This is a genomic window from Pseudomonas purpurea, assembly GCF_039908635.1.
Taxonomy (GTDB): domain Bacteria; phylum Pseudomonadota; class Gammaproteobacteria; order Pseudomonadales; family Pseudomonadaceae; genus Aquipseudomonas; species Aquipseudomonas purpurea.
The window spans coordinates 5,209,093-5,235,477 of the sequence record NZ_CP150918.1; the positions used below are offsets into that span (position 1 = coordinate 5,209,093).

Sequence of the window (26,385 nt, forward strand, 5' to 3'; positions counted from 1 at the left end):
AATCCACGAACAGAGCGTCCGCAGACTTGCTTCAAGAGTGATTTGGTTATATTTTATACAGTTATTTCATCTTCATCATGTCATTCATCTTTTCCAATTCATCATTTTCAAAGTCAAATTACCTATGACCACTGAACCGTCTAAAGCGCCACCGCTTTATCCGAAGACCCACCTGCTCGCTGCAAGTGGTATCGCCGCCCTCCTCAGCCTGGCGCTCCTGGTATTCCCTTCCAGTGATGTAGAAGCCAAAAAGACGACGCTGAGCCTTGAACTGGAAAGCCCTGCTGAACAACTGACACAAGATCAAGACGCTGCCGACGCCGCACAAGCCACAAATGAGGCGGTAGAGTCACCCTTCGCACAGATCGAAAACAGCACCGACGAGACCCAGAAAACAGCTCAAGCACCTGCTGCGCCAGCCGTTGAAGAGAAGAAAGCGCCAGGCCACCGTGAAGTGATTGTTGCCAAGGGCGATACGCTTTCCACCCTGTTTGAAAAGGTTGGCCTGCCTGCTACCGCCGTGCATGAGGTGCTGGCCAGCGACAAGCAGGCCAAGCAATTCACTCAACTGAAACACGGTCAGAAACTCGAGTTCGAACTCACCCCAGACGGTCAGTTGAACAACCTGCACAGCAAAGTCAGCGACCTTGAAAGCATCAGCCTGACCAAAGGCGCCAAAGGTTTTGCGTTCAACCGCATTACCGCCAAACCAACGGTGCGTTCCGCTTATGTTCACGGCGTGATCAACAGCTCGCTCTCGCAGTCCGCTGCCCGGGCCGGTCTGTCCCACAGCCTGACCATGGACATGGCCAGCGTGTTTGGCTACGACGTCGACTTCGCCCAAGATATTCGCCAGGGTGACGAGTTCGATGTGATCTACGAACAGAAAGTCGTAAACGGCAAAGCGGTCGGCAACGGCCCCATCCTGTCTGCCCGCTTCACCAACCGCGGCAAGACCTACACCGCCGTACGCTACACCAACAAACAAGGCAACAGCAGCTACTACACCGCTGACGGCAACAGCATGCGCAAGGCATTCATCCGCACCCCGGTAGACTTTGCCCGCATCAGCTCGCGCTTCTCCATGGGCCGCAAGCACCCGATCCTGAACAAAATCCGCGCCCACAAAGGCGTCGACTATGCCGCGCCACGCGGCACGCCGATCAAGGCAGCCGGCGACGGCAAAGTATTGCTGGCCGGTCGTCGTGGTGGCTATGGCAACACTGTGATCATTCAGCACGGCAACAGCTACCGCACGCTGTACGGCCACATGCAAGGCTTTGCCAAAGGCGTGCAGACTGGCGGCAACGTCAAGCAGGGCCAGGTCATCGGCTACATCGGCACCACCGGTCTCTCCACGGGCCCGCACTTGCACTATGAGTTCCAGGTGAACGGCGTGCACGTTGACCCACTGGGCCAGAAACTGCCGATGGCAGACCCGATCGCCAAGGCAGAACGCGCACGCTTCCTGCAACAGAGCCAACCGCTGATGGCGCGCATGGATCAAGAGAAGGCCACCCAACTGGCCTCGAGCAAACGTTAAGCCATGGCGCTCTATATAGGCGTGATGTCCGGGACCAGCCTCGACGGCCTGGACATTGCACTGATCGAGCAGGCCCCGGCGATCAAGCTGATCGCCACGCATTACATCCCCATGCCAGACACCCTGCGCGCCGAGCTGCTTGGCTTGTGCGCCAGCGGCCCCGATGAGATTGCCCGCTCCGCCATCGCCCAGCAGAACTGGGTGAAACTGGCCGCGCAAGGCATTAACAGCCTTCTCGCCGAGCAACGGCTCAACCCTCATGACATTCGTGCGATTGGCAGCCACGGCCAAACCATTCGCCACGAGCCTGCACGCGGCTTCACGGTACAGATCGGCAATCCCGCGCTACTGACCGAACTGACCGGGATCACCGTCGTCAGTGATTTCCGTAGCCGTGACGTCGCGGCGGGCGGACAAGGTGCGCCACTGGTTCCGGCCTTTCATGAAGCCCTGTTTGAAGAGCGCAGCGGTCACCGCGCAGTCTTGAACGTCGGTGGCTTCAGCAATCTGAGCCTGATCGAAACCGGCAAGCCTGTTTCAGGCTTTGACTGTGGCCCCGGCAATGTTCTGCTGGATGCCTGGATTCACCAGCAACGCGGTGAAACCTTCGACCGTGATGGCCAGTGGGCAGCAAGTGGCAAGGTTGAATCTGTTCTGCTTAAAGCCTTGCTCAGCGACCCCTTCTTCCTGACAAAGGGCCCTAAAAGCACGGGCCGCGAAGTGTTCAACCTGCAATGGCTGACACAGCACCTGAGCAATCTGCCCACCTTTGCCGCGCAGGACGTGCAAGCCACGCTGCTTGAGCTGACAGCACTGACCATTATCGAATCACTGCAATCGGCCCAAACCGATACACAGGAACTGCTGGTCTGCGGTGGTGGCGCCCACAACGCCACACTGATGGGCCGTCTTGCCAGCCTGCTACCCAACGCGAAAGTCAGTAGCACAGCCGCTTACGGCGTAGACCCGGACTGGGTCGAAGCCATGGCGTTCGCCTGGCTGGCCCATTGCTGCCTCGAAAGCATCCCCGCCAACCGTCCAAGCGTCACTGGCGCTCGTGGCTTGCGCGTACTCGGCGCCATCTACCCCGCTTGATCGCCAGACAGCAAAACGCCGCAATGCCGTGAGGCACTGCGGCGTTTTGTTATGCGTGAGGCGCGATCAGATCGAGAACGAAGAACCGCAACCACACGTCGTGGTGGCATTCGGGTTCTTGATCACGAAACGCGAACCTTCCAGACCTTCCTGATAATCCACCTCGGCACCTGCCAGGTACTGGTAGCTCATCGGGTCGACCACCAGGCTCACGCCTTCGCGCTCGACGATGGTGTCGTCATCGGCCACATCCTCATCGAAGGTGAAGCCGTACTGAAACCCTGAACAACCGCCGCCCGTAACGAATACGCGCAGCTTCAAGCGATCATTACCCTCTTCATCGACCAGGCTCTTCACCTTGTGCGCGGCACCTTGGGTGAATTGCAAAGCCGTGGGGGTGAAGGATTCGACGCTCATGCTGACTATCTCCCGGCGTTACGCCGCCATAATGCGTGATGACGCGCATTATCCGCTTCTCCCAGAAAAGCGGTCAACTATTGTTACGGTATAGCAATCAGCAGAATCACTCCTACAGAAAGCAAAAAGGCCCGCTTAACGGGCCTTTTTGCTGCACGGGATACTGCTTACGGCAACATACCGGCATGGGACAAGCCCAGGCGCTCATCCAGGCCAAACAGGATGTTCAGGTTCTGTACCGCCTGGCCCGAAGCACCTTTGACCAGGTTGTCGATGACCGACAGTACAACGACCAGGTCGCCATCCTGTGGACGATGAACCGCGATACGGCAAACGTTGGCACCACGCACGCTGCGGGTTTCCGGGTGGCTGCCAGCCGGCATCACGTCGACGAACGGTTCATTGGCATAACGCTTTTCAAACAGCGCCTGCAAATCCACCGAGCGGTCGACCACGGTTGCATAGAGCGTGGAGTGAATGCCACGGATCATCGGCGTCAGGTGCGGGACGAAGGTCAGGCCAACGTCCTTGCCCGCCGCGCGACGCAGCCCCTGGCGAATCTCCGGCAAGTGGCGATGCCCTTTGACGGCATAGGCTTTCATGCTTTCGGAGGTTTCGGAGTACAGCGAACCGACGCTGGCGCCCCGACCGGCGCCACTGACGCCCGACTTGCAGTCCGCGATCAGACGCGATGTATCGGCCAGGCCGGCTTCAAGCAACGGCAGGAACCCCAGTTGGGTGGCGGTTGGGTAGCAACCCGGAACCGCGATCAGCCGTGCTTGCCTGATCTGCTCGCGATTGACTTCCGGCAAGCCGTAGACCGCCTCTTCCAGCAGCTCTGGCGCGCCGTGCGGCTGACCGTACCACTTGGCCCATTCGTCAGCGTCCTGCAGACGGAAGTCTGCCGACAGGTCGATGACCTTGGTCCCGGCCGCGAGCAGTTCACCGGCCAGGGCGTGAGCTACACCGTGAGGGGTGGCGAAGAACACCACGTCACAAGCGCCCAGGGTCTTGATGTCCGGAACGCTGAATGCCAGGCCGTCGTAGTGGCCTCGCAGGTTCGGGTACAGGTCAGCGACTGGCAGGCCAGCCTCGGATCGGGAAGTGATGACAACCACTTCAGCTTGCGGATGCTGCGCCAACAGACGCAGCAGTTCGACACCGGTGTAACCCGTGCCGCCGACGATACCGACCTTGACCATAAACCTGCCCTCAACGAACCCACTGGAAAGCCGTCGATAATAGGGTGCGCTCTGCCCTGCGACAACCGTCAAGATGACGTACGGAGGCTCAAGCCTCTACTATTCGGGCTACCGTGAACCTGGGAATAACTAAAAATGCTTTATCTGTGGCTCAAAGCTTTTCACATCATCAGCGTCGTTTGCTGGTTTGCCGGCCTGTTTTACCTGCCGCGCCTGTTCGTTTACCACGCTCAAAGCGAAGACAGCGTCAGTAAAGAACGCTTCAGCCTCATGGAACGCAAGCTGTATCGCGCGATCATGGGCCCGGCAATGATCGCTACCCTGATCTTCGGCGGCTGGCTGATCAGCCTCAACCCCAGCGCCTACTTCGGCCAGGGTGGCTGGATGCACGCCAAGCTGACGCTGGTGGTGATCCTCATCGGTTATCACCACATGTGCGGCGCGCAGGTAAAACGTTTCGCCCGTGGCGAGAACCCCCGTAGCCATGTCTTTTATCGCTGGTTCAATGAAGTGCCAGTTCTGATATTGCTGGCTATTGTAATTTTGGTTGTAGTACGACCGTTCTAAATCTTACTAGTCGCCATTTATCGGGGTACTTCCAATGTCGCTGCCCGCTTTGCTCGAACAACGTTTGCGTCTGCCTGTGGTGGCAGCGCCGATGTTCCTGATTTCCAACCCGCAACTGGTGCTCGCCTGTTGCCGCAATGGTGTGGTGGGGAGTTTTCCAGCCTTGAACCAACGCGAAAGCAGCGGTTTCAAGGCGTGGCTTGAGGAAATCGAAGCGGGCCTGGCCACACTGGAAAACCCGGCGCCGTATGCGGTGAACCTGATCGTGCACCACAGCAACCCTCGACTGGAAGCTGACCTCGCGATCTGCATCGAGCACAAAGTGCCGATCGTGATTACCAGCCTTGGTGCGGTGAAGGAACTCGTTGATGCGGTACACAGCTATGGCGGCCTGGTATTCCATGACGTGACAACCCGTCGTCACGCGGAAAAAGCCGCCGAAGCCGGAGTCGATGGCTTGATCGCCGTTGCCGCCGGGGCCGGTGGCCACGCCGGAACCTGGAGCCCATTCTCGCTGATTGCCGAGATTCGGCAGTTCTTCGACAAAACCCTGCTGCTGGCGGGCTGCCTGAACCACGGGCACGAGATTCTCGCCGCGCAACTGCTGGGGGCGGATCTGGCCTACTTCGGTACGCGATTTATCGGCACCACTGAAAGCCGTGCACCTGACGCCTACAAAGAGATGCTACTGACTTCCAGAGCGGCCGACATCGTCCATACTCCAGCAGTGTCTGGCGTACCTGCGAGCTTCATGCGCCAAAGCCTGTTGAACGCCGGTTTTGACGTCGACGCGCTACAAGGCAAAGGCAAGGTCGACTTCGGTTCGAAACTCAAGCCGCTGAGCGACGAAGCCAAAGCCTGGAAAACCGTATGGTCTGCCGGCCAGGGCGTCGGTGAAATCGACGACCTGCCGAGCGTCGATGAATTGGTGGCTCGACTGGACGCTGAGTACCGCAAGGCACAGGAACACGCAGCACAACTGCCAAAACGCTGGCCACGCTGATCCACCGGAAGGGGCCAACCCTTGCGGTTGGCTACACCAACGATGGGTGACATGGAGGCCCGATGAACGAACGCCGATACAAGATCGTCTTCGACGGGACTCTGTTGCCAGGCGTTGATGTCACGACCGCCAAGCTCAACCTGGCCGAGCTGTTCAAGTGCGATGTCAGCGCGATTGATAGGCTGTTCACAGGCAAACCCATTACGCTGAAGCGCGACGTGTCGCACACAGAAGCTCAGACTTACCTGACGGCACTGTCGAGAACCGGCATCAAAGCCCGCCTCGAACCCGACCCCATGCCCGAACCGAGCCTGGAGAAGGTCAAGACCGTTACGCCCGCTCCAGACGATGAATCCCCTTACAGCCCTCCACGCTCTGCGGTTGGCGAAACCTTGCCGGAGTTTGGCGAACTCAACATCTTCGGCGTGCAGGGCCGCATTGGTCGCCTGCGCTTTCTGGCCTGGATGTTGGTGGTGGTGCTGGTCGCTTCCAGCCTTTCTTCAGTGATTTTCCTCATCATTTTCAGCGCTGACCTGCTTATACCAGGCATCCTGCTGCTGTTCGCACTGACGCTGGCCTTCCTTTACGCGAGCATCACGATTACCGTGCAACGCCTGCACGACCTCGACTGGTCTGGCTGGCTGTGTTTTTTGTATGTGGCGCCGGTTATCGGCAGTATTTTGCCGCTGCTGCTGGCGGCACTTCCCGGTACACCGGGGCCCAATCGTTATGGCGCCCCTGCGCCGCCGAACAGTCTTGCCGTCAAAGCGCTGTGCGGGGTCTGGCTGGGATTGGTGGCACTGGGTGTCATTGGCATAATCGCGGGTGGCCTGGCAGCCCTCAGGCATGAATACGAGTACAGTGCCGCCGCGCGACCTGCCGAGCCAGACACCGAGGCGCAAGCTGCCCAGCCCCCTGTAGACTATGAGAAAGAATAAACGCGTTCACGCCTGCGACATCGTTGTCTGCAAGCTGTGAGCCGTTGCGATGGAGAACTGCATGACCCGTTACGCTCTGATCACTGGCGCCTCCAGCGGCATAGGCCTGGCCATGGCCGAAGCGCTGGCGCGGCGCGGTCGCAGCCTGATCCTGCTGGCCCGCCAGCGTGATCAGCTGGAAAACATTGCGATCGAACTGACCCAGCGTTTTGGCGTCGAGGTGTTGTTTCGTGCGTGCGATCTGGGCGAGCCGCTGCGCCTGTCCGGCTTTCTGCTGGAACTCGAAGAAGGTGACCGACAGATCGATCTGCTGGTCAACTGTGCTGGCATCGGCACCTGTGGCCCGTTCCTGGCTCAGGACTGGATGACCGAGCAGGACCTGATCGAGGTGAATATCCTGGCCCTCACCCGCCTGTGCCACGCCATCGGCAACAGCATGGCGCTACAGGGTGGCGGGCAGATCCTGAATGTCGCCTCGGTGGCAGCCTTCAATCCCGGCCCCTGGATGAGCACCTACTACGCCAGCAAAGCCTATGTGCTGCACTTCTCCGAGGGTTTGCGGGTCGAGCTGAAAAAATGTGCGGTCAAGGTCTCGGTACTTTGCCCTGGCCCGACGCGCACCGCGTTCTTTCGCACCGCTCAACTGGACACCGAGAAGCTGACCAGCAGCAACTTGCTGATGAGCCCCGAGGAAGTAGCCCTGTACACGGTGCGGGCGCTGGACAAGAACCGCGCAATCATCATTCCCGGCCGCCGGAATCGCTGGTTTGCGTTCCTGCCTCGCCTCGGCTCCCGCTGGCTGACCCGCACCATTGTCGGCATGGTCAACAAGGGCCTACTGCCCGCGTTAACCCATCTCGGGCAAAGGGCTGGGCGCGGGCACGTTGCCTGAGTACACTCGGCCCGGACCCACTCAACGGAGAAACAGCTGTGGATACTCTGTTCACCAAGATCATCAACAGAGAAATACCCGCCAAGATCATTTACGAGGACGACCAGGTACTGGCCTTCCACGACATCGCCCCGCAGGCGCCGGTACACTTTCTGGTTATCCCGAAGAAAGCAGTCCGTACGCTTAACGACCTTACCGAAGACGACAAGGCATTGGCCGGGCATATTCTGTTCACGGCCCAGCGCCTGGCCCTGGAACTGGGTTGCGAAGAAGGCTTCCGGGTGGTCATGAACTGCAATGAACTGGGTGGGCAGACCGTTTACCACATTCATATGCACGTACTCGGTCAACGCCAGATGAACTGGCCGCCGGGCTGATTGCCAGACTGGCTCGGATTTTCCGTGGCGAGGGAGCTTGCTCCCGCTGGGCTGCACAGCAGCCCAAAGGTCATTCACCGCGACCCTTCCCCGACCGGCTGACTTTACGACCGCTTCACGGCCGAGCGGGAGCAAGCTCCCTCGCCACAAAGCCAGTATCTGCCAATGCCAAGTGGGCTTCTGCAATGACCCAGCGCAAACCTTCACCGGCCGATTGGGGTAAACTGGCCGCCGAGATTCCTCCCGGAGGTCAGCATGACTACCCAGCGTCACTACTCGCCAATTGATCGCCTTCTGTTGCAAGCCGACACTGCGATGCGCACTTTGCTGCCCTTCAGCGGCCAGCCGTATCGCCCGTCGCCGGCCATCGTGCAGCCCGACGCGCAAATGAGCGATGAAGACACCCGGCACGTCGCCGGCCTGATGCGCATCAACCATACCGGCGAAGTCTGTGCCCAGGCGCTGTATCAAGGCCAGGCCCTGACCGCCAAGCTGCCGCACGTACGCGCCGCCATGGAACATGCCGCCGAAGAAGAAATCGACCACCTGGTCTGGTGCGAACAACGCATCCATCAGTTGGGCAGTCACACCAGCGTGCTCAACCCGTTGTTCTACGGCCTGTCTTTCGGTATCGGCGCTGTTGCCGGGCTGATCAGCGACAAAGTCAGCCTGGGGTTCGTTGCCGCCACCGAAGATCAGGTGTGCAAGCACCTGAACGATCACCTTGAACAATTGCCGGCCGAAGACGAAAAGTCCCGGGCCATTCTTGAGCAAATGCGCATCGACGAAGAACACCACGCTGAAAGCGCGCTGGAAGCAGGCGGTTTCCGCTTCCCGGCGCCGGTGAAGTTCGGCATGAGCCTGATGGCCAAGGTCATGACCAAGAGCACTTATCGGATCTGAAGTTTGCGTCGTTCTGTAAGGCCTCATCGCGAGCAGGCTCGCTCCCACACTGAGCCCGCATCGTTCACACCATTGAGTTCTGACGCGGATCTAATGTGGGAGCGAGCCTGCTCGCGATAGGCCCTCGCACGGCACATCAGACAAACAGAAATAAAAAAGGCGACTACCGCAAGGTAGTCGCCTTTTTTGTACTCGAAAATCTCAGGTCGGCATGTTGCGGGCGTAGAAGATCTCGAGCATTTCGTGCTTCACACGATCAGTCACCTGAACCCGCTGTTCGGCGGACAAGTTGCTGGTGGCATCGCCGAACAGGTAGTTGTCCAGTTCGAAGTCCTTGAGCAGCATCTTGGTGTGGAACATGTTTTCCTGGTACACGTTCACGTCGGTCATCTGGTAACCGTCGCGGGTGTCTTCGGAGAGGTAGTTCTGGATCGAGTTGATCTCGTGATCGATGAAGTGCTTCTTGCCTTCAACATCACGGGTAAAGCCACGGACGCGATAATCCACGGTGACGATATCCGACTCGAACTGGTGAATCAGGAAGTTGAGCGCTTTAAGCGGTGAAATGACCCCGCACGTCGACACGTCGATGTCCACGCGGAACGTTGCGATACCGTCCACCGGATGGATTTCCGGGTAGGTGTGCACCGTGATGTGGCTCTTGTCGAGGTGGGCCAGGATGATTTCGGGTATCGGGCCCGGCGACTCTTCGATCTGGCTCTCGGTGGGGGTCACCGGCTCCTCAGAAATCAGAATGGTCACGCTGGCACCTTGGGGATCGTAATCCTGACGGGCGATGTTCAGGATGTTGGCACCAATGATATCGACAACTTCCGTGAGGATCTGCGTGAGACGTTCGGCGTCGTACATCTGGTTGATGTACTCGACGTACGCCTGCTGGTCTTGCGGGGTTTCCGCATAGCAGATGTCATAGATGTTGAAGCTCAAGGTCTTTGTCAGGTTATTGAACCCATGGAGCTTGAGTTTGCTTTTCACCGTTTAAAAACTCTCTATGTATTGCGGCCCGGCCGCGTGATCAAGCATGCCCGTCAGATGCGAACAACGCACCTGCGTAGGACGGTTAACACCTCTTCGCGATGGCGATTTTGGTTATCTGTTCGGGTGAGTGACCTGCCGGTTGACCGGCCACGACCCTGAAAAAAGTGGCGCATTATGCAGACGTCAGCGTGGGATCGCCAGAGTCTGCGCTGCTTTTATGATAGTTGAATGTCGATTCAACCGAGCTCGATGATCTCGTAGTCGTGGGTGATGACGACACCCGCCGCGCCGAGCATGATCGACGCCGAGCAATACTTCTCGGCCGACAGCTCGATGGCTCGTTTGACCTGGGCTTCTTTCAGCGCACGGCCCTTGACCACGAAGTGCATGTGGATCTTGGTGAAGACCTTGGGATCTTCCGTCGCACGCTCGGCTTCGAGGAAGGCTTCGCAGCTCTCAACGGCCTGACGGGACTTCTTCAGAATGCTGACCACGTCGAAATTGCTGCAACCGCCTACACCCAGCAGGAGCATTTCCATCGGTCGAACGCCCAGGTTCCGACCGCCCGCTTCTGGCGGGCCATCCATGACCACCACATGGCCACTGCCGGATTCACCGAGGAACATGGCTTCACCAGCCCATTGGATGCGTGCCTTCATCGCCAAGACTCCACTGTAAAAAAAGGGTCGCCAGCTTAGCACAGGGTCCCTGTCGGGCAGCGCTTCCCCTGCTTAGGCAGGAAGCACCCGCACTGTAGGTAAATTCTCGAATCTTGAAGGAATGTGTCTGTTAAGCTGGCGCCAATTCACTGGCGCATGGCCAGCGCTTCAGCGACCGTCATCAGCCACACATAAAAAAAGCCAAACCACACCGTGCAGTCTTATCGGGATACAACCATGGTTGCTATTACCCCCATACCCAAGATCAAGAACCTCGACAAGCTGTTGATGCATTGCCAGCGCAAACGCTATCAGGCCAAGAGCAACATCATCTGTGCCGGTGATCGCTCGGACACGCTGTTCTTCATCATCAAGGGGTCGGTCACCATCCTGATCGAGGATGACGATGGTCGGGAAATGATCATTGCCTACCTGAACCCGGGAGACTTCTTCGGCGAGCTGGGCCTGTTTGAGCAAGCAGGCCAGGAACAGGAGCGCAGCGCCTGGGTGCGGGCCAAGGTGGAATGCGAAGTTGCGGAAATCAGCTACAGCAAGTTCCGCGAACTGTCCCAGCAAGATCCAGACATTCTTTACGTGCTCAGCGGACAGATCGCACAGCGGTTGCGCAACACCACACGTAAGGTCGGCGACCTGGCGTTTTTCGACGTGACCGGTCGCGTGGCGCGCTGCCTGCTTGAGCTGTGCAAGCAACCCGACGCGATGACGCACCCGGACGGCATGCAGATCAAGGTGACCCGTCAGGAAATCGGCCGCATCGTCGGCTGCTCGCGGGAGATGGTCGGTCGCGTCCTCAAAGACCTTGAGGAACGCAACCTGGTGGACGTCAAAGGCAAGACCATGGTGGTGTTCGGCACCCGCTAAGCCGACATCACCCCTGCCAGCATTTGCCGATACAAGGTGTCCAGCCGCCCGATGGCATCCGGGGCGGCGAACTGCTCATGCAAGGCAATGTGGCTTTCAGCACGCACCCGCGCCTCCAGGCCACAGGCTTCGTTGAAGCGATTGACCGCTGCGACCATCGACGCTCGCTCGTCATCGAGCAACAACGCTCCGTGCACCAGCCCCACCGGCCGCTGACCACCCTTGCTCTGGCGCCAGCGCTGAGCCGTGCCGACCATCTTGCGGCCGTCGAGATTGACGTTGAATCGACCGTCGCAAAAAGCCCCGTCGACCTCCCCCAGGGAAGCCACGCCACCCAGCTCCATCAACAACGCGCAGATCGGATCGCATAACCGCCGATAGGCCGTTTCGATCCGCCCGTGATCGCCTTCGCTGCGCGGCGGCGCGTAAACCAATGCGATATTAATGGTCGCGGCGGACTGAGGCACCGGCTCGCCCCCCGTTTCCCGCAGCAATACCGGCCAACCGGCCGCTGCCGAGACTTCACATGCAGCCTCGAACCCTGGCAGACGATTCAATCGCCGCGGCATGACCAACGCCCGATCACTGGGCTGCCAGAACAATAAACCGAAGTCCGAATCGCCAGTGCAGACATGGGCCAACAGATCCTGTTCGGCGAGCAGGCCGGCTTCGGTGGTCAGAATGGTCGGCCGGGTCATGGATGACTCCGCAAGGCATGAGATTTTTTGGGATTTGAGTGCCCCTTCGCGAGTAAGCCCGCTCCCACATTTGAAATGCATTCCAATGTGGGAGCGGGCTTACTCGCGAAAGGCGCGCCTCGGTTTGCCTGCCTGCACTCAGTCGAGTGTAGAACCGCTCACCGCAACGCCGCGCTCCGGGAAGAACAGCCGTTGCAGCTCGGCGCCCGGACTCTCGGCGCGCATGAACGCTTCACCGACCAGGAACGAATACACGTCGCTGATTTCCATCAGCTCGACATCGGCCCGGTTGAAAATGCCACTTTCGGTAATAACCAGACGATCACGAGGGATGCGCGGCAACAGGTCGAGGGTGGTTTCCAGATTGACGTCGAAGGTGTGCAGGTTGCGGTTGTTCACGCCCACCAGCGGCGTGTCGAGGGTTTTCAAGGCCCGCTCCAGTTCGTCGCCGTCGTGGACTTCCACCAGCACATCCAGGCCTACGCTTTTGGCCACAGCCGCCAGCTCGGCCATTTTCACGTCATCCAGTGCCGCCACGATCAACAGAACGCAGTCGGCGCCCAGCGCACGGGCTTCAATGATCTGATACGGATCGACCATGAAGTCCTTGCGGATCACCGGCAACTTGCACGCCGCGCGGGCCTGTTGCAGGTAAACATCGGCGCCCTGGAAGTAGTCGATATCCGTCAGCACCGACAGGCAAGTCGCCCCGCCCTTCTCGTAACTCCTGGCGATTTCGGCCGGCACGAAGTGCTCGCGGATCACGCCTTTGCTCGGCGACGCTTTCTTGATTTCAGCAATGACCGCCGGCTGCTTGAGCTTGGCCTGAGCCAACAATGCCTTGGCAAAACCACGGGGTGCATCGGCCGCCCTGGCCAGGCTTTCCAGCTCGGCGAGGCTCACACGAGCACTGCGCTCAGCCACTTCTTCGGCTTTACGGGCCAGGATCTGTTCCAGAACCGTCGGCACACTCATGCCTCATTCTCCACTTTGAATACCGCGGTAAAGGCACCCAGCTCTTCGAGTTTTTCCCTCGCAAGACCGGTGTGCAGAGCATCGTGGGCCAAGGCAACGCCCTCTTTCAGGCTACTCGCATGGTCGGCGGCGTACAGCGCGGCACCGGCATTGAGCACAATCATTTCCGCCGCTTTCTGACCGTTCTCGGTCTTGCGGCGCCCCAGGGCATCGCGAATCAGTTCAAGCGAGGCTGCCGGGCTGTCCACCGCCAGGCCATGCAGGCTCTGGCTCTTCATGCCCAGGTCTTCTGGCTCGACCCAATACTCGGTGATCTGGTCATTCTTCAGCTCCGCCACGAAGGTCGGTGCCGCCAGGCTGAACTCGTCCAGCCCATCCTTGGAATGCACCACCAGCACGTGTTTGCTGCCCAGACGCTGCAAGACTTCAGCCAATGGCCGGCACAACGCCTGACTGAACACGCCCACCACCTGATGCTTCACGCCGGCCGGATTCGTAAGCGGGCCGAGCATGTTGAACAGAGTCCGCAGACCCAGGTCGCGACGCGGGCCGGCAGCGTATTTCATTGCACTGTGGTGAGACTGGGCAAACATGAAGCCGATGCCGACGTTATCGATGCAGCGCGCCACTTGAACCGGCGTCAGGTTCAGGTAGATCCCGGCCGCCTCCAGCAAGTCGGCGCTGCCGCTTTTGCCCGACACCGCACGGTTGCCGTGTTTGGCCACGGTGCAACCGGCCGCCGCGACGACAAACGACGAAGCGGTCGAAACGTTGAAAATGTTCGCACCGTCGCCGCCGGTGCCGACCACGTCGACCACACCGTCGAGGGTCTTGAGTTCGACCTTGTCGGCCAGCTCACGCATAACCGAGACGGCGCCGACGATCTCGTCGATGCTCTCGCTCTTCATGCGCATGGCCATCATGAACGCGCCAATCTGTGCGTCGCTGCATTGCCCGGTCATGATTTCGCGCATGACATCGCGCATTTCATCGGTGCTCAGGTCGAGGTGGCCGACGATACGGCTCAGGGCTGTCTTGATATCCATGGAAAGTCCTTAGCGCGTGCCGCCGGTTTGTTTGAGGAAATTGGCGAACAGCTCGTGGCCCTGCTCGGTGAGGATCGACTCGGGGTGGAACTGCACCCCTTCGATGTTCAGCGTCTTGTGACGCAGGCCCATGATTTCGTCGATGGAGCCATCTTCAAGCTGGGTCCAGGCGGTCAACTCAAGGCAATCGGGCAGGGTGTCGCGCTTGACGATCAAGGAGTGATAGCGGGTGACGGTCAACGGCCGGTTCAACCCGGCAAACACACCCTTGTCCTCGTGGAATACCGGGCTAGTCTTACCGTGCATGACTTGGCGGGCACGCACCACATCGCCGCCAAATGCCTGGCCGATGGACTGGTGCCCCAGGCACACACCGAGAATCGGCAGTTTGCCGGCGAAGTACTTGATGGCTTCGATGGACACGCCGGCCTCGGTCGGGGTGCACGGGCCAGGCGACACGACGATGCGCTCAGGCTTGAGGGCCTCGATTTCGGCGACGGTCAGTTCGTCATTGCGAACCACTTTGACCTCCGAGCCCAGCTCGCCGAGGTACTGCACAACGTTGTAGGTAAAAGAGTCGTAGTTATCGATCATCAGCAACATGGTGGTTAAAACCTCTTGAATTCACTGAATGCATTACGGCCTTCGAATGATTTACCCGCAGCGTGCTGCGCAGTCGGTTGCTGGAACAGGACCAGCAACAGCGACATTTCATACGGGCAAAGAAGGCAAATCTGTACAGGTCCGGCCAGGCCGGCAGAGAAAATCAGGCACGCCAACGCCAACGCCAACGGGCGTGGGCCTTGATCACTTGATTCAAGAGTTTGCTGACGATCAACACGGGGAAGGTCTCATTCATACGTTCCGGCACAGTAACTTAGCAGGACGCGGGGTGCAATATGGCTCGACACCGGCAATCGAAGCAGCCTTTAGCCATAGCTAAAGCGCAAAAGTTTTTGGTACTGTCGTTTCGTTCACTACAACAATAAATAAAACGGACTTGCTCATGATCAAACAGACGTTGTTTGTGCCGCTTGCTGGTTGTCTTCTCGCGATGGCCTGCGCCCAGGCGATCGCATCGCCCGCCCCCTATTCAAAATTCATCGTCTTTGGCGACAGCCTGAACGATGCCGGACAGTTTGCCGACCCGGGCGGTCCGGCGGGCGCAACCGAGCGCTACACCAACCGCGTCGGGCCGAGCTACAAGAATGGCAGCGGCGAAGTTCGCGCGGCCAACTCAACGCAGTTGTTGGGTGCAAAACTGGGGTTCTCCGCTAACGACACCGCCGCCTCGACCTCGGCGACCCGCGCCAGCCAAGGCCTGCCGGACGGCAACAATTGGGCCGTGGGCGGGTACCGGACCGACCAGATCCTCGATTCGATCACCACCACCTCGGACACCGGCGACCGCAGCCGTCCCGGCTATCTGCCGAGCAACAACTGGCGCGCCGATCCGAACGCCCTCTACTACCTCTCCGGTGGCGGTAACGACTTCCTTCAGGGGCGGGTCGTCAGCCTCGACCAGGCCAACGCCGCAGCCGGTCGGCTGGTCGATAGCGTGCAGACACTGCAACAGGCCGGAGCCAAATACATCATGGTCTGGCTGCTGCCCGACCTGGGCCTGACCCCGGCGATCAACGGCAGTCCGCTGCAGGCGTTCACGTCCCAGCTCAGCGGGCAGTTCAATACCGAGCTGGTGCGCCAACTCCAAACGGTCAATGCCGAAGTCATCCCGCTGAACATTCCGGTGCTCTTGAGAGAAAGCTTCGCCGACCCGGCCCGATTCGGCCTCGCCGCCGACCAGAACCTCACCGCCACCTGCTTCAGCGGCAACGGCTGTACGGAAAACGCCAGGTACGGCATCAACAGCGCCACCCCGGACCCGACCAAACTGATCTACAACGACTCGGTCCACCCCACCGAAGCCGGGCAACGGTTGATCGCCGACTACGCCTACTCCTTACTGTCTGCGCCGTGGGAACTGACGCTATTACCAGAAATGGCCCACGGCACCTTACGTGCGCATCAGGACGAACTGCGTAACCAATGGCAAGCCGATTGGGAAAACTGGCAAACGGTGGGTCAATGGCGCGCCATCGTCGCCGGGGGGGGACAGCATCTGGACTTCGATGACCAGGACAGCAGCGCGAGTGGTGATGGCAGCGGCTACAACCTGAATGTCGGCGGCAGCTATCGCCTCAATGAGGCCTGGCGTGTCGGTGTCGCGGCAGGGTTCTATCGTCAGACCCTTGAAGCGGGCCACAACGATTCGGACTACAAACTCAACAGTTACCTGGGCACCGCATTCGCCCAGTTCCAGCAAAACCGCTGGTGGGCGGATGCCGCGCTGACCGGTGGCAAGCTGGACTACGACAACCTCAAGCGCAAATTCGACCTGGGCGTCAGCGAAGGCGCGGAAAAAGGCGACACCGATGGCAGCCTCTGGGCCTTCAGCGGTCGGCTGGGCTACGACATCGCGCAACAGGCGAGCAGCCCATGGCACCTGTCACCGTTCGTCAGCGCCGATTACGCACGGGTGGAAGTCGATGGTTACTCGGAGAACGGCGCCCGCTCTACCGCGCTGACATACGATGACCAGGCACGTACCTCCAAACGCCTGGGCGTCGGCTTGCAGGGCAAATACCAGATCACGCCGCAAACCCAAGTGTTTGGCGAAGTGGCACATGAGCGCGAGTACAACGACGACACGCAAAAGCTCAAGATTGCACTCAACACCCTGCCCGCCAACGACTTCACGCTGGAGGGCTACACCCCGCAGACCAACCTGAACCGCCTGAACCTGGGCGTCAGCCACAAACTCACCACGGACCTGGCGCTACGTGCCAGCTACAACATCCGCAAGGATGATGACTTCACCCAACAAGGCATCAACGTGGGTGTCAGCCTGGACTTCTAAACCGCAGGCCATAAAAAACGCTGCCTCTTTGCGGGGGCAGCGTTTTTTTATGGCCACCGCTCTTGTGGCGAGGGCGCTTGCTCCCGCCGGCCTGCGAAGCAGGCCCGATTACGACTGCTTCGCAGCCGAACGCGAGCAAGCTCGCTCGCCACAGGTCAGCTTTGCGGGGTTTGCTCGGCCAGGGGCCACGGCGCGGAACATGGCGCGACGCTTGTTCAAGGTTTCTTCCCACTCCAGCGCCGGCACCGAGTCCGCGACAATGCCGCCACCGGCCTGCACGTGCAGTTCGCCGTTCTTGATCACGGCGGTACGGATCGCAATCGCGGTGTCCATGTTGCCGTTCCAGGCAAAGTAACCGACTGCACCACCGTAAACACCGCGTTTAACCGGTTCCAGTTCGTCGATGATTTCCATCGCACGAATCTTCGGCGCGCCCGACAAGGTGCCTGCCGGCAAAATCGCCCGCAGTGCGTCCATCGCCGTCAGGCCGGCTTTCAACTGGCCAGTGACGTTGGAGACAATGTGCATCACGTTGGAATAGCGCTCGATGACCATTTTCTCGGTGAGTTTCACCGAACCGATTTCTGAAACCCGGCCGGTGTCGTTGCGGCCCAGATCAATCAGCATCAGGTGCTCGGCGATTTCCTTGTCGTCCGACAGCAGGTCCTCTTCAAGCGCCCGGTCGGCTTCTTCGGTGGCACCGCGTGGGCGGGTGCCGGCAATCGGGCGCACGGTGATCAGGTTGTCCTCAACCCGTACCAGCACTTCCGGCGAACTGCCGACGACGTGGAAGTCGCCGAAGTTGAAGAAGTACATGTAAGGCGTCGGGTTGAAGCAACGCAGCGCCCGGTACAGATCGATGGGCGCCGCCGTGAAGTCGATCGACATGCGCTGCGACGGTACAACCTGCATGCAATCGCCCGCCAGGATGTACTCCTTGATAGTGTCGACGGCTTTCTCGTAATCGCCCTGGGTGAAACTGGAACGAAACACCGGATCAGCCGCTTGCTGCTGGCTGAAATCCAGGCCACGGCGCGGCGTGATCGGCTGACGGAGTTTTTCCAGCAGCTCTTCCAGACGTGCCTGCCCCTGCTCGAAGGCGTTGTCCTGCGACGGATCGGCCAGCACGATGGCGTGCATCTTGCCGGCCAGGTTGTCGAACACCACAACGGCGTCGGAAACCATCAGCAGAATGTCCGGCACGCCCAGCGGGTCCGGGTTCGGGCACTTGCCCAGACGCGTCTCCACATACCGCACGCAGTCGTATCCGAAGTAACCCACCAGGCCACCGTTGAAACGCGGCAAACCCGCGATGGTCGGCACGTTGTAACGGGCCTTGAAGGCTTCGACAAAGGCCAGCGGGTCGTCAACGTCAGCGGTTTCGATCTCGACACCGTCGTGGGTCACGCTGATGTGATGGTCATGCACGCGCAGCACCGTGCGGCACGGCAAACCGATGATCGAGTAACGGCCCCATTTCTCGCCGCCCTGCACCGACTCCAGCAAGTAGGAGTTGGGCTGGTCGGCCAGTTTCAGGTAAATCGACAGCGGTGTGTCGAAGTCGGCGAGGGTTTCGCAGGCAAGCGGGATACGGTTGTAGCCGGCAGCGGCCAAACGCAGGAATTCTTCGCGGATCATGAGGTGCCTCGTGGCTTGAGGGTCTAACGGTCAGGTAGGCAAACGTGCCGGATAACCGGCCAGGAACAAGTCAGGCGCGCCAACGCCAGCGGGCCAGGGCCTTGATGACTTTCATCCAGAGTTTGCGAGTAACCACCACGATGGCGTTTCCAGAAGGAGGTTGAGCAACGTCGGGCAACGTTAGCTCAGCGGCTGGATCCAGGCAACCGGGAATTAGCGTGCGCAGATCGTCGATCACCAATGCCGGGGATTCCTCGGCAATCGGTCGACCGTGATTGTAGCCGTAGCTCAGGGCCACGCACTTCACGCCCGCGGCTTTCGCTGCCAGCACATCGCTGCGCGAGTCGCCGACAAACAGCGATTGCGAGGCCGGAATGTTGGCCATTTTCATGACGAAAAACAGCGCCGCCGGGTCGGGCTTCTTCTGCGGCAGGGTATCGCCGCCGATGATCCACTTGAAGTAACGGCCGATCTTCATCTGATCCAGCAGCGGCGCGACGAAGCGCTCCGGCTTGTTGGTGATCAGCGCCATCTCGACACCCTGCTTGCTCAGCCACTTGAGGGTGTCACGCACGCCGGGATAAACCACGGTCAGGTCATGGCCGTCTTCATAGGCGACGTTGAACAGTTCCAGCGCCTGCGCCGCTTCGTCCTCATCGACACCTTGCGGATCGATGTTGTTGGCCAGGGCCCGGCGCACCAGCATGTGCACGCCGTTGCCGACCCAGTCGCGCACCGACTCGATGCCGGCCGGTTTGCGCCCCAGTTTGAGCAGCATGTTATCCACAGCCGCCGCGAGGTCCGGAACCGAATCGATCAACGTGCCATCCAGATCGAACATTACCAGCCGCGGCAGACATCCCGGGAACAGCTGCTCAAAACCACTCATGGGCGAGCCAGTGCCAGTTCGCAACGCATCTTTTCAATCACCTCTTGGTAGTTCGGTGTATTGAAGATCGCCGAACCGGCGACGAAGGTGTCGGCGCCCGCTTCAGCGATTTCGCGGATGTTGTTCACGTTCACGCCGCCGTCGATTTCCAGGCGAATGTCACGGCCCGACGCGTCGATCAGCGCACGCGCTTCGCGCAGCTTGTCGAGGGTGCCCGGAATGAACTTCTGCCCGCCGAAGCCTGGGTTGACGCTCATGAGCAGGATCATGTCGACCTTGTCCATCACGTACTTGAGTACGTCCAGCGGGGTGGCCGGGTTGAACACCAGGCCTGCCTTGCAACCGCCTTCGCGGATCATTTGCAGGGAGCGGTCGACGTGTAGAGTGGCTTCGGGGTGGAAGGTGATGTAGGTCGCGCCGGCCCTCGATGAAGTCGCCGATGATGCGGTCTACCGGGCTGACCATCAGGTGTGCGTCGATCGGTGCGGTCACGCCGTACTTGCGCAATGCCGAGCAAACCATCGGGCCGATGGTCAGGTTCGGCACGTAGTGGTTGTCCATGACATCGAAGTGCACGAAGTCGGCGCCAGCGGCCAGGACGTTGTCCACTTCTTCACCCAGGCGGGCGAAGTCGGCGGAGAGAATCGACGGAGCAATTACGAAGGGCTGCATGACGCACCTTTTCTGAGCAAAATCACGATGGCGCGCATTGTATACCTCATGCTTTGGCGCGCGCACCGTGGCGGCGATGATCAGTAAGCCGCTCGGTAGATCTTCTCGATATCGGTGGTGCTCAGTTTGCGCGGATTGTTGCGCATCAACCGCTCGATTCCCGCGGCCTCCAGGGCCATGGCCGGGATTGCCTCCGCAGGCACGCCAACGCTGTGCAGGCCTTGTGGGATTTCCACTGCGGCACAGAGTCGCGCCATCGCCTCGACCGCTTTATCCCCTGCCTCCTCAGCGCTCAACCCTGCCGTTTTTACACCCAGGGCCTCGGCAATGTCCTGCAGGCGCTCGACGCACGCCAACTGGTTCCAGCGCATGACATGCGGCAACAGCAAGGCGTTGCTGACCCCATGCGCAATGTTGAAACGCCCGCCCAGCGGATAGGCCAGTGCATGCACCGCGCCCACGCCCGCATTGCCGAACGCCATGCCGGCCATCAGGCTGGCGGTGGCCATGTCTTCGCGGGCTTGCAGGTTCGAGGGGTTGGCGTAAGCCTTGGGCAACGACCGGGCGATCAACTTGATGGCACCAATGGCCAGCGCATCGGTAATCGCCGAGGCATTGAGCGACAGATAGGATTCGACGGCGTGCACCAGCGCATCGACGCCGCTGGACGCGGTCACGCTGCGCGGGCAGGTCAGGGTCATTTGCGGACAGACCAGGGCGACGTCCGGCAGCAGGAAATCACTGACAATGCCTCTTTTCAGCTGCGCGACCTTGTCGGAAAGTATCGCCACGTTGGTGACCTCCGACCCGGTGCCCGCCGTGGTCGGGATGGCGATCAGCGGCGGGCCTTTGCGCGGCACCTGATCGACGCCGAACAGGTCCTCCAGCGCGCCGTGATAACCGGCATACGCGGCGACACTTTTGGCGATGTCGATGGCACTGCCGCCGCCCAGGCCGATCAACCCGTCATGCCCGCCCTCGCGGTACACGCGCATGCAGTCTTCGACGATGGCGATTTCCGGGTCCGGCAGCACCCGGTCGAATATCTCGTAGGTGCGCTCGCCCAACTGCGCCAACGCCAGCTCCACCGTACCGGATTTGACCAGCGCGGCATCGGTGACAATCAGTGGGTTATCGACATCCAGGCGGGTCAGCTCGGCGGCCAGCTGCTCGATGGCACCGGTGCCTGTGAGCAATTTGTGAGCGATTTTGAAAGAGGAAATACTCATGTGCGCAGCCTCTTATATAGATAGGGGAGCTGGGCACAAGAGTAGCTGGGGATTTGGGTTTGTCTGCTATTCAGGGGGTGAATGATCGGACGCGCCCTCACCCTAGCCCTCTCCCGGAGGGAGAGGGGACTGACCGTGATGTCTTTCGTTATACATCGACCTGAAAAATTGAGGTGAACGCCGGATTTGAAGAGCACGAAAATCTGCTCCCTTTCCCCACTGGGGAGAGGGTGGACGTCAAACCCGCCGCTAAACCTGCGCCGTACGCAATTTTTCGCTGCGCCCACGCAGCCATTCCAGGGTCAGCAGCAGGATCACCGAGAAGGCGATCAGCAGCGTCGCGGCGGCGGCGATGGTCGGGCTGAGGTTTTCGCGGATACCGCTGAACATCTGGCGAGGCAAGGTTGCTTGCTGCGGGCCGGCAAGGAACAAGGTCACCACCACTTCATCGAACGAGGTGGCAAAAGCAAACAGCGCACCGGAGATCACACCGGGAGCGATCAACGGCAAGGTCACCCGACGGAACGCCGTCAGTGGCGACGCGCCAAGACTGGCCGCTGCCCGCACCAGATTGTGGTTGAAACCCTGCAAGGTCGCCGACACCGTGATGATCACGAACGGCACACCCAACACCGCATGCACGACGATCAGCGAAATATAGCTGTTGCCAAATCCCAGCGGAGCGAAGGTCAGGTAACTGGCCACGCCAATGATCACCACCGGCACCACCATCGGTGAAATCACCAGCGCCATGACCAACGCCTTGCCGGGAAAGTCGCCACGGGTCAGGCCAATCGCCGCCAGTGTGCCGAACACCATCGCCAGCACTGTGGCTGCCGGGGCGACAATCATGCTGTTCTTCAGCGAGCGCATCCATTCGGCCGACGCAAAGAAGTCCTGATACCAATGCAACGAGAACCCTTGCAGCGGATACACCAGGAAACTCCCCGAGTTGAAGGACAACGGGATGATCACCAGCACCGGCAAAATCAGGAACAACAGGATCAGCCCGCAGAGAATGCGCAAGCTGTAGAACCACACCCGCTCAACGGGCGACATATACGGACTGAGCATTTCGATTCTCCCCTTAGCTCAAGCGCAGGCGGCTTGCGCCCACCAGCCAGCTGTAAATCAGATAGAGCACGATGGTCGCCAGGAGCAACAACCCGCCAAGCGCGGTCGCCATGCCCCAGTTGATACTGGTGTTGGTGTAGAAGGCGACGAAGTAGCTGACCATCTGGTCGTTCGGGCTGCCGAGCAGCGCCGGGGTGATGTAGTAACCAATCGCCAGGATGAACACCAACAGGCAACCGGCGCCGACACCGGCATAGGTCTGCGGGAAGTACACCCGCCAGAAGCTCGCGAACGGATGGCAACCCAGGGAAATCGCCGCACGCATGTATGTGGGCGAGATGCCTTTCATCACGCTGTAGATCGGCAGAATCATGAACGGCAGCAAGATGTGCACCATCGAGATGTAAACCCCGGTGCGGTTGAACACCAGTTCCAGCGGCTTATCGATAACCCCCATGGCCATCAGCCCGCTGTTGATCAGGCCACCCGATTGCAGCAATACGATCCACGCCGCCACCCGCACCAGAATCGAGGTCCAGAACGGCAGCAGCACCAGAATCATCAGCAGGTTGCTTTGGCGCGACGGCAGGTTGGCCAGCAGGTACGCCAACGGATAGGCCAGCACCAGGCAGATCGCGGTGATGATCAGGCCCATCCAGAAGGTGCGCGCAAAGATGTCGAGGTAGATTGCCTGGTCGGGCGTGGCCGGGGCCACTGCGCCGAGGTCATCGATTCGGTGATCGACCGCCGCCAGCAGATAAAACGGCGTCAGGCTGCTGGTGTTGCGGCGCACCGCTTGCCAGTACGCAGGGTCGCCCCAACGCTCGTCGAGCGCTTCGAGGGCTTCTTTATAGGAAGTCGGCTCGGTGGCGAACGGCAATGCGCGCGCCGTTTTGGTCAGCAGGCTGCGGTAGCCGGCCAACTCCATGTTCAGGCGCTTGGAAAGATCGCCCAGGGTTTGATTCTTGCGGGCCTCGGCCAGGTCTTCACTGGCAGCTTTGTAGACCGGGTCTGCCGGCAAGCCCCGGCCGTCCCAGGTGGCAATGGCCGTCACGGTACGCGGCATGCCGCCGACCACTTCAGGATTACCGACACTTTTGTAGAGCAGCGCCACGATGGGCACCAGGAACACCAACAGCAGAAACAGCACCAATGGCGCGATCAAGGCCTGGGCCTTCCAGCGGTTGACCCGCTCGGCGCGCTTGAGCCGCTGCTTCAAGGTGGGATCAGTGCCCGCGTTCAGGGGAACGGCGATAGCCATGGCGTACTCCGGAAATCTTTGATCGATGCAGAGGCGTCGGACCGCCTCTGTTCTGTTGAAACACCGCAACCTGTGGGAGTGAACATTTGTGGCGAGCGAGCTTGCTCGCGCTGGGCTGCGAAGCGGCCCCAAAATTCTATTGGCAGCGCCAACGTTGTGAGTGCTACGCACTCAAGCGGGAGCAAGCTCCCTCGCCACAAAGTGCCTCCCTGACATTGAAGCTTCGGTTACTTCGCAGCCCAGGAATTGAAGCGCTGTTCCAGTTGCTCGCCGTTGTCAGCCCAGAAGCTGACGTCGATCTGCACCTGGTTGGCGATGTTTTCCGGGGTGGTCGGCATATCTTTCAGGATGTCTTTGGACAACAGCGGTACGGCTTGGGTGTTGGCCGGGCCGTAGGCGATGTTTTCCGAGTAGGTTTTCTGCTGTTGCGGCATGACCGAGAAGGCGATGAATTTCTTCGCCGCTTCGGCGCGAGCCTTATCCAGGCCTTTTGGAATCGCCCAGGCATCAAAGTCGTAGATACCGCCGTTCCACACCACTTTCAGGTTGCTTTCTTTCTGCACGGCCGCGATCCGGCCGTTGTAGGCCGAGCTCATGACCACATCGCCGGAAGCCAGATACTGCGGCGGCTGAGCGCCCGCTTCCCACCACTGAATGCTTGGCTTGAGCTCGTCGAGTTTCTTGAATGCGCGGTCCTGACCATCCTTGCTGGCCAGCACTTTGTAGACGTCTTTCGGCGCAACGCCGTCAGCCATCAACGCGAACTCCAGGGTGTACTTGGCGCCTTTACGCAGGCCACGCTTGCCCGGGAATGTCTTGGTGTCCCAGAAATCCACCCAACTGGTCGGTGCACTTTTGAGCTTGTCGGCGTTGTACGCCAGCACGGTCGACCAGACGAAGAAACCCACGCCGCACGGCTGGATCGCGCCCTTCACGTAGTTCTCGGACTTGCCGAACAGCGCCGGGTCGAGCGGTTCGAACATGTCTTCGTCGCAACCACGGGACAATTCCGGCGACTCCACTTCTACCAGATCCCAGGACACGCTCTTGGTGTCGACCATGGCTTTGACCTTGGCCATTTCACCGTTGTACTCGCCGGCGACGATCTTGCCGTTGCCCGCCGCTTCCCACGGTGCGTAGAACGCCTTGACCTGCGCCGCCTTGTTCGCGCCGCCAAACGACACCACGGTCAGGTCGGGGCCGGCCATGGCATGGGCAGCGCCCATCAGGCCCAGGGTCAGTGCTGTGAATTTCAGGGATCTCAACATTTATTGTTCTCTCCACGTGCAGGGTTGGGTGAAGCAAGGGGGGCGATCAGTTCGCCTCTAGAAGGGGATCGAGCGCGCGAACGTGTTCGACCTGCCAGCCAAGCGGAACCACGTCTCCGACCGCCAGCGCCGGGTCCAGCTCGGCGATGGGCTGTTTCACAAAGAAGTCGGTCTTGCCGCAGACTTCCAGGCGAACCCGGACGTGGTCGCCCAGATAGATGAATTCCGCCACCCTCCCTGAGAAGCGGTTGATGCATTGATCGCTGGCGCCGTTGAGGCTCACGCGCTCCGGACGAATGGACAAGGTCACCGGCTCGCCGGTCTTGCCGACGTTCACCGCCAGCGCCTCGACCTTTTCACCGCGCCCCAATTCGACCACGCAGCGGTCGCCATCGTGGCTGTGCAAACGGCCATTGAGCCGGTTGTTCTCGCCGATGAAGTTGGCAACGAAGGTATTGCGGGGCTTTTCATAGAGTTCGCGCGGTGGCGCGATCTGCTGGATTTCGCCCTGATGGAACACCGCCACACGGTCGGACATGGTCAGGGCTTCGCCCTGGTCGTGAGTCACGTAGACCACGGTCACGCCGAGACGCTGGTGCAGGTGCTTGATCTCCATCTGCATGTGCTCACGCAGCTGTTTATCCAGGGCACCCAACGGTTCGTCCATCAGCACCAGTTGCGGCTCGAACACCAGCGCCCGGGCCAGGGCCACTCGCTGCTGCTGACCACCGGAAAGCTGCGCCGGGTAGCGCTGGGCGAACGCGTCGAGCTGAACCATGCTCAGCACTCGCTTGACCCGATCACTGACGTCGCTTTTGTTCAACCCACGCACACTCAACGGGAACGCCAGGTTCTCGGCCACCGTCATGTGCGGGAACAACGCGTAGTTCTGGAACACCATGCCGATGTCGCGCTTGTGCGGCGGCACGTTGTTGATCGAGCGCCCGGCCAGCAGGATTTCGCCCGCGGTCGGGGTTTCGAAACCGGCGAGCATCATCAGGCTGGTGGTCTTGCCGGAGCCGGACGGCCCGAGCAAGGTGAGGAATTCGCCTTTGCGAATCTCCAGGTTGAGGTCTTTGACGATCAGGTTCTCGCCGTCGTAGCTCTTTTGCACACCACGAAAGCTGACCAGGACATCACTGGCCCCAACGCTTGAATCGACCTCGCTCATAACCACACCTTTGTTGTTTTGACGGCTGTGGATTAAGCCTAGTGGCTGGTTCCAACCGCGCAAATCGGGG

Annotated in this window: 26 protein-coding genes and 1 pseudogene; 11 read left to right on the forward strand and 16 right to left on the reverse strand. The window is 60.0% G+C overall.

What is annotated here, in order from left to right; all coding sequences use genetic code 11:
* Nucleotides 1-124 precede the first annotated feature (124 nt).
* Together AABM54_RS23465 and AABM54_RS23470 are read left to right on the forward strand one after the other, a co-directional pair.
* Complete coding sequence (locus AABM54_RS23465) at nt 125-1,543, forward strand: peptidoglycan DD-metalloendopeptidase family protein (protein ID WP_347902292.1); 1,419 nt, start codon at nt 125-127, stop codon at nt 1,541-1,543.
* Between the two features lie 3 nt (nt 1,544-1,546).
* The gene (locus tag AABM54_RS23470) at nt 1,547-2,638 is read left to right on the forward strand and encodes an anhydro-N-acetylmuramic acid kinase (RefSeq protein ID WP_347902293.1); all 1,092 of its coding nucleotides are present in this window, start codon (nt 1,547-1,549) and stop codon (nt 2,636-2,638) included.
* Between the two features lie 66 nt (nt 2,639-2,704).
* On the opposite strand, the gene erpA is transcribed toward AABM54_RS23470, so the two are convergent.
* Together erpA and argC are read right to left on the reverse strand one after the other, a co-directional pair.
* The gene (gene erpA / locus AABM54_RS23475; protein WP_347902294.1) at nt 2,705-3,055 is read right to left on the reverse strand and encodes an iron-sulfur cluster insertion protein ErpA; all 351 of its coding nucleotides are present in this window, start codon (nt 3,053-3,055) and stop codon (nt 2,705-2,707) included.
* Nucleotides 3,056-3,222: 167 nt separating this feature from the next.
* Nucleotides 3,223-4,257 (reverse strand): N-acetyl-gamma-glutamyl-phosphate reductase, encoded by a 1,035-nt coding sequence (gene argC, locus AABM54_RS23480; RefSeq protein ID WP_347902295.1) that lies wholly within the window; start codon nt 4,255-4,257, stop codon nt 3,223-3,225.
* Between the two features lie 135 nt (nt 4,258-4,392).
* On the opposite strand from argC, the gene hemJ reads away from it, so the two are divergent.
* The 6 genes from hemJ (at nt 4,393) to coq7 (ending at nt 8,937) form a co-directional block, all read left to right on the forward strand.
* Entirely contained in the window at nt 4,393-4,824 is a 432-nt protein-coding gene (hemJ, locus tag AABM54_RS23485; RefSeq protein ID WP_347902296.1) for a protoporphyrinogen oxidase HemJ, read from the forward strand.
* A 34-nt stretch (nt 4,825-4,858) separates the two neighbouring features.
* Nucleotides 4,859-5,827 (forward strand): nitronate monooxygenase family protein, encoded by a 969-nt coding sequence (locus AABM54_RS23490; RefSeq protein WP_347902297.1) that lies wholly within the window; start codon nt 4,859-4,861, stop codon nt 5,825-5,827.
* Nucleotides 5,828-5,889: 62 nt separating this feature from the next.
* Nucleotides 5,890-6,765, forward strand: coding sequence for a DUF805 domain-containing protein (locus tag AABM54_RS23495; RefSeq protein ID WP_347902298.1), 876 nt, complete (start codon nt 5,890-5,892; stop codon nt 6,763-6,765).
* A 61-nt stretch (nt 6,766-6,826) separates the two neighbouring features.
* Nucleotides 6,827-7,657 (forward strand): SDR family oxidoreductase, encoded by an 831-nt coding sequence (locus AABM54_RS23500; RefSeq protein WP_347902300.1) that lies wholly within the window; start codon nt 6,827-6,829, stop codon nt 7,655-7,657.
* 38 nt (nt 7,658-7,695) lie between these two features.
* Nucleotides 7,696-8,034, forward strand: a complete 339-nt coding sequence (locus AABM54_RS23505; RefSeq protein WP_347902301.1) for a histidine triad nucleotide-binding protein — start codon at nt 7,696-7,698, stop codon at nt 8,032-8,034.
* Between the two features lie 255 nt (nt 8,035-8,289).
* The gene (gene coq7, locus AABM54_RS23510; RefSeq protein ID WP_347902302.1) at nt 8,290-8,937 is read left to right on the forward strand and encodes a 2-polyprenyl-3-methyl-6-methoxy-1,4-benzoquinone monooxygenase; all 648 of its coding nucleotides are present in this window, start codon (nt 8,290-8,292) and stop codon (nt 8,935-8,937) included.
* Nucleotides 8,938-9,138: 201 nt separating this feature from the next.
* Here the strand turns inward: coq7 and speD are convergent, their stop codons facing one another.
* Complete coding sequence (gene speD, locus AABM54_RS23515) at nt 9,139-9,933, reverse strand: adenosylmethionine decarboxylase (RefSeq protein WP_347902304.1); 795 nt, start codon at nt 9,931-9,933, stop codon at nt 9,139-9,141.
* Between the two features lie 239 nt (nt 9,934-10,172).
* Nucleotides 10,173-10,595 (reverse strand): OsmC family protein, encoded by a 423-nt coding sequence (locus AABM54_RS23520; protein ID WP_003194686.1) that lies wholly within the window; start codon nt 10,593-10,595, stop codon nt 10,173-10,175.
* Nucleotides 10,596-10,832: 237 nt separating this feature from the next.
* Here AABM54_RS23520 and crp point away from each other — a divergent pair, with 237 nt between their 5' ends.
* The gene (gene crp, locus AABM54_RS23525) at nt 10,833-11,477 is read left to right on the forward strand and encodes a cAMP-activated global transcriptional regulator CRP (protein WP_347902306.1); all 645 of its coding nucleotides are present in this window, start codon (nt 10,833-10,835) and stop codon (nt 11,475-11,477) included.
* On the opposite strand, the gene AABM54_RS23530 is transcribed toward crp, so the two are convergent.
* The 4 genes from AABM54_RS23530 to AABM54_RS23545 form a co-directional block, all read right to left on the reverse strand.
* On the reverse strand, nt 11,474-12,175 hold the full coding sequence (locus AABM54_RS23530; RefSeq protein WP_347902307.1) for a lipoate--protein ligase family protein: 702 nt from the start codon (nt 12,173-12,175) through the stop codon (nt 11,474-11,476). The two genes, crp and AABM54_RS23530, sit on opposite strands and share 4 nt — an antisense overlap.
* 138 nt (nt 12,176-12,313) lie before the next feature.
* Nucleotides 12,314-13,150 carry an indole-3-glycerol phosphate synthase TrpC gene (gene trpC / locus AABM54_RS23535; protein ID WP_347902309.1) on the reverse strand — a complete coding sequence of 279 codons (837 nt, stop codon included), beginning with the start codon at nt 13,148-13,150 and terminating at the stop codon, nt 12,314-12,316.
* Nucleotides 13,147-14,196: an anthranilate phosphoribosyltransferase gene (trpD, locus tag AABM54_RS23540; protein ID WP_347902311.1), complete on the reverse strand. Its 1,050-nt coding sequence runs from the start codon at nt 14,194-14,196 to the stop codon at nt 13,147-13,149. Before trpD ends, trpC begins: the two co-directional genes overlap by 4 nt.
* Nucleotides 14,197-14,205: 9 nt before the next feature.
* A complete protein-coding gene (locus AABM54_RS23545) occupies nt 14,206-14,799 on the reverse strand; it encodes an aminodeoxychorismate/anthranilate synthase component II (protein ID WP_347902312.1) in 594 nt (197 codons plus the stop codon).
* Nucleotides 14,800-15,202: 403 nt separating this feature from the next.
* Between AABM54_RS23545 and estP the strand changes: the two genes are divergently transcribed.
* Nucleotides 15,203-17,113, forward strand: coding sequence for an esterase EstP (estP, locus tag AABM54_RS23550; protein ID WP_347902313.1), 1,911 nt, complete (start codon nt 15,203-15,205; stop codon nt 17,111-17,113).
* Between the two features lie 108 nt (nt 17,114-17,221).
* Here the strand turns inward: estP and trpE are convergent, their stop codons facing one another.
* The 3 genes and pseudogenes from trpE to rpe form a co-directional block, all read right to left on the reverse strand.
* On the reverse strand, nt 17,222-18,751 hold the full coding sequence (gene trpE, locus AABM54_RS23555; protein ID WP_347902314.1) for an anthranilate synthase component I: 1,530 nt from the start codon (nt 18,749-18,751) through the stop codon (nt 17,222-17,224).
* A gap of 70 nt (nt 18,752-18,821) precedes the next feature.
* Nucleotides 18,822-19,640, reverse strand: coding sequence for a phosphoglycolate phosphatase (locus AABM54_RS23560; protein ID WP_347902316.1), 819 nt, complete (start codon nt 19,638-19,640; stop codon nt 18,822-18,824).
* A pseudogene (gene rpe, locus AABM54_RS23565) lies at nt 19,637-20,297 on the reverse strand (ribulose-phosphate 3-epimerase). Before rpe ends, AABM54_RS23560 begins: the two are co-directional and overlap by 4 nt.
* Between rpe and AABM54_RS23570 the strand changes: the two are divergent.
* Complete coding sequence (locus AABM54_RS23570) at nt 20,211-20,399, forward strand: hypothetical protein (protein ID WP_347906310.1); 189 nt, start codon at nt 20,211-20,213, stop codon at nt 20,397-20,399. The pseudogene rpe and the gene AABM54_RS23570 sit on opposite strands and share 87 nt — an antisense overlap.
* Here AABM54_RS23570 and AABM54_RS23575 read toward each other — a convergent pair.
* The 5 genes from AABM54_RS23575 to AABM54_RS23595 form a co-directional block, all read right to left on the reverse strand.
* Complete coding sequence (locus AABM54_RS23575) at nt 20,393-21,541, reverse strand: iron-containing alcohol dehydrogenase (RefSeq protein ID WP_347902317.1); 1,149 nt, start codon at nt 21,539-21,541, stop codon at nt 20,393-20,395. The genes AABM54_RS23570 and AABM54_RS23575 overlap by 7 nt on opposite strands.
* A 249-nt stretch (nt 21,542-21,790) precedes the next feature.
* Nucleotides 21,791-22,615 carry an ABC transporter permease gene (locus AABM54_RS23580; protein ID WP_347902318.1) on the reverse strand — a complete coding sequence of 275 codons (825 nt, stop codon included), beginning with the start codon at nt 22,613-22,615 and terminating at the stop codon, nt 21,791-21,793.
* 13 nt (nt 22,616-22,628) lie between these two features.
* Nucleotides 22,629-23,876, reverse strand: coding sequence for an ABC transporter permease (locus tag AABM54_RS23585; RefSeq protein ID WP_347902319.1), 1,248 nt, complete (start codon nt 23,874-23,876; stop codon nt 22,629-22,631).
* Between the two features lie 227 nt (nt 23,877-24,103).
* The gene (locus tag AABM54_RS23590; RefSeq protein WP_347902320.1) at nt 24,104-25,144 is read right to left on the reverse strand and encodes an ABC transporter substrate-binding protein; all 1,041 of its coding nucleotides are present in this window, start codon (nt 25,142-25,144) and stop codon (nt 24,104-24,106) included.
* A gap of 46 nt (nt 25,145-25,190) precedes the next feature.
* On the reverse strand, nt 25,191-26,315 hold the full coding sequence (locus tag AABM54_RS23595) for an ABC transporter ATP-binding protein (protein ID WP_347902321.1): 1,125 nt from the start codon (nt 26,313-26,315) through the stop codon (nt 25,191-25,193).
* Between the last annotated feature and the right edge of the window lie 70 nt (nt 26,316-26,385).

Coding starts and splice junctions, on each gene's coding strand:
- AABM54_RS23465 (WP_347902292.1), top strand. CDS start 125: ATGACCACTGAACCGTCTAAAGCGCCACCGCTTTATCCGAAGACCCAC.
- AABM54_RS23470 (WP_347902293.1), top strand. CDS start 1,547: ATGGCGCTCTATATAGGCGTGATGTCCGGGACCAGCCTCGACGGCCTG.
- erpA (WP_347902294.1), bottom strand. CDS start 3,055: ATGAGCGTCGAATCCTTCACCCCCACGGCTTTGCAATTCACCCAAGGT.
- argC (WP_347902295.1), bottom strand. CDS start 4,257: ATGGTCAAGGTCGGTATCGTCGGCGGCACGGGTTACACCGGTGTCGAA.
- hemJ (WP_347902296.1), top strand. CDS start 4,393: ATGCTTTATCTGTGGCTCAAAGCTTTTCACATCATCAGCGTCGTTTGC.
- AABM54_RS23490 (WP_347902297.1), top strand. CDS start 4,859: ATGTCGCTGCCCGCTTTGCTCGAACAACGTTTGCGTCTGCCTGTGGTG.
- AABM54_RS23495 (WP_347902298.1), top strand. CDS start 5,890: ATGAACGAACGCCGATACAAGATCGTCTTCGACGGGACTCTGTTGCCA.
- AABM54_RS23500 (WP_347902300.1), top strand. CDS start 6,827: ATGACCCGTTACGCTCTGATCACTGGCGCCTCCAGCGGCATAGGCCTG.
- coq7 (WP_347902302.1), top strand. CDS start 8,290: ATGACTACCCAGCGTCACTACTCGCCAATTGATCGCCTTCTGTTGCAA.
- AABM54_RS23520 (WP_003194686.1), bottom strand. CDS start 10,595: ATGAAGGCACGCATCCAATGGGCTGGTGAAGCCATGTTCCTCGGTGAA.
- crp (WP_347902306.1), top strand. CDS start 10,833: ATGGTTGCTATTACCCCCATACCCAAGATCAAGAACCTCGACAAGCTG.
- AABM54_RS23530 (WP_347902307.1), bottom strand. CDS start 12,175: ATGACCCGGCCGACCATTCTGACCACCGAAGCCGGCCTGCTCGCCGAA.
- trpC (WP_347902309.1), bottom strand. CDS start 13,150: ATGAGTGTGCCGACGGTTCTGGAACAGATCCTGGCCCGTAAAGCCGAA.
- trpD (WP_347902311.1), bottom strand. CDS start 14,196: ATGGATATCAAGACAGCCCTGAGCCGTATCGTCGGCCACCTCGACCTG.
- AABM54_RS23545 (WP_347902312.1), bottom strand. CDS start 14,799: ATGTTGCTGATGATCGATAACTACGACTCTTTTACCTACAACGTTGTG.
- estP (WP_347902313.1), top strand. CDS start 15,203: ATGATCAAACAGACGTTGTTTGTGCCGCTTGCTGGTTGTCTTCTCGCG.
- trpE (WP_347902314.1), bottom strand. CDS start 18,751: ATGATCCGCGAAGAATTCCTGCGTTTGGCCGCTGCCGGCTACAACCGT.
- AABM54_RS23560 (WP_347902316.1), bottom strand. CDS start 19,640: ATGAGTGGTTTTGAGCAGCTGTTCCCGGGATGTCTGCCGCGGCTGGTA.
- AABM54_RS23575 (WP_347902317.1), bottom strand. CDS start 21,541: ATGAGTATTTCCTCTTTCAAAATCGCTCACAAATTGCTCACAGGCACC.
- AABM54_RS23580 (WP_347902318.1), bottom strand. CDS start 22,615: ATGCTCAGTCCGTATATGTCGCCCGTTGAGCGGGTGTGGTTCTACAGC.
- AABM54_RS23585 (WP_347902319.1), bottom strand. CDS start 23,876: ATGGCTATCGCCGTTCCCCTGAACGCGGGCACTGATCCCACCTTGAAG.
- AABM54_RS23590 (WP_347902320.1), bottom strand. CDS start 25,144: ATGTTGAGATCCCTGAAATTCACAGCACTGACCCTGGGCCTGATGGGC.
- AABM54_RS23595 (WP_347902321.1), bottom strand. CDS start 26,315: ATGAGCGAGGTCGATTCAAGCGTTGGGGCCAGTGATGTCCTGGTCAGC.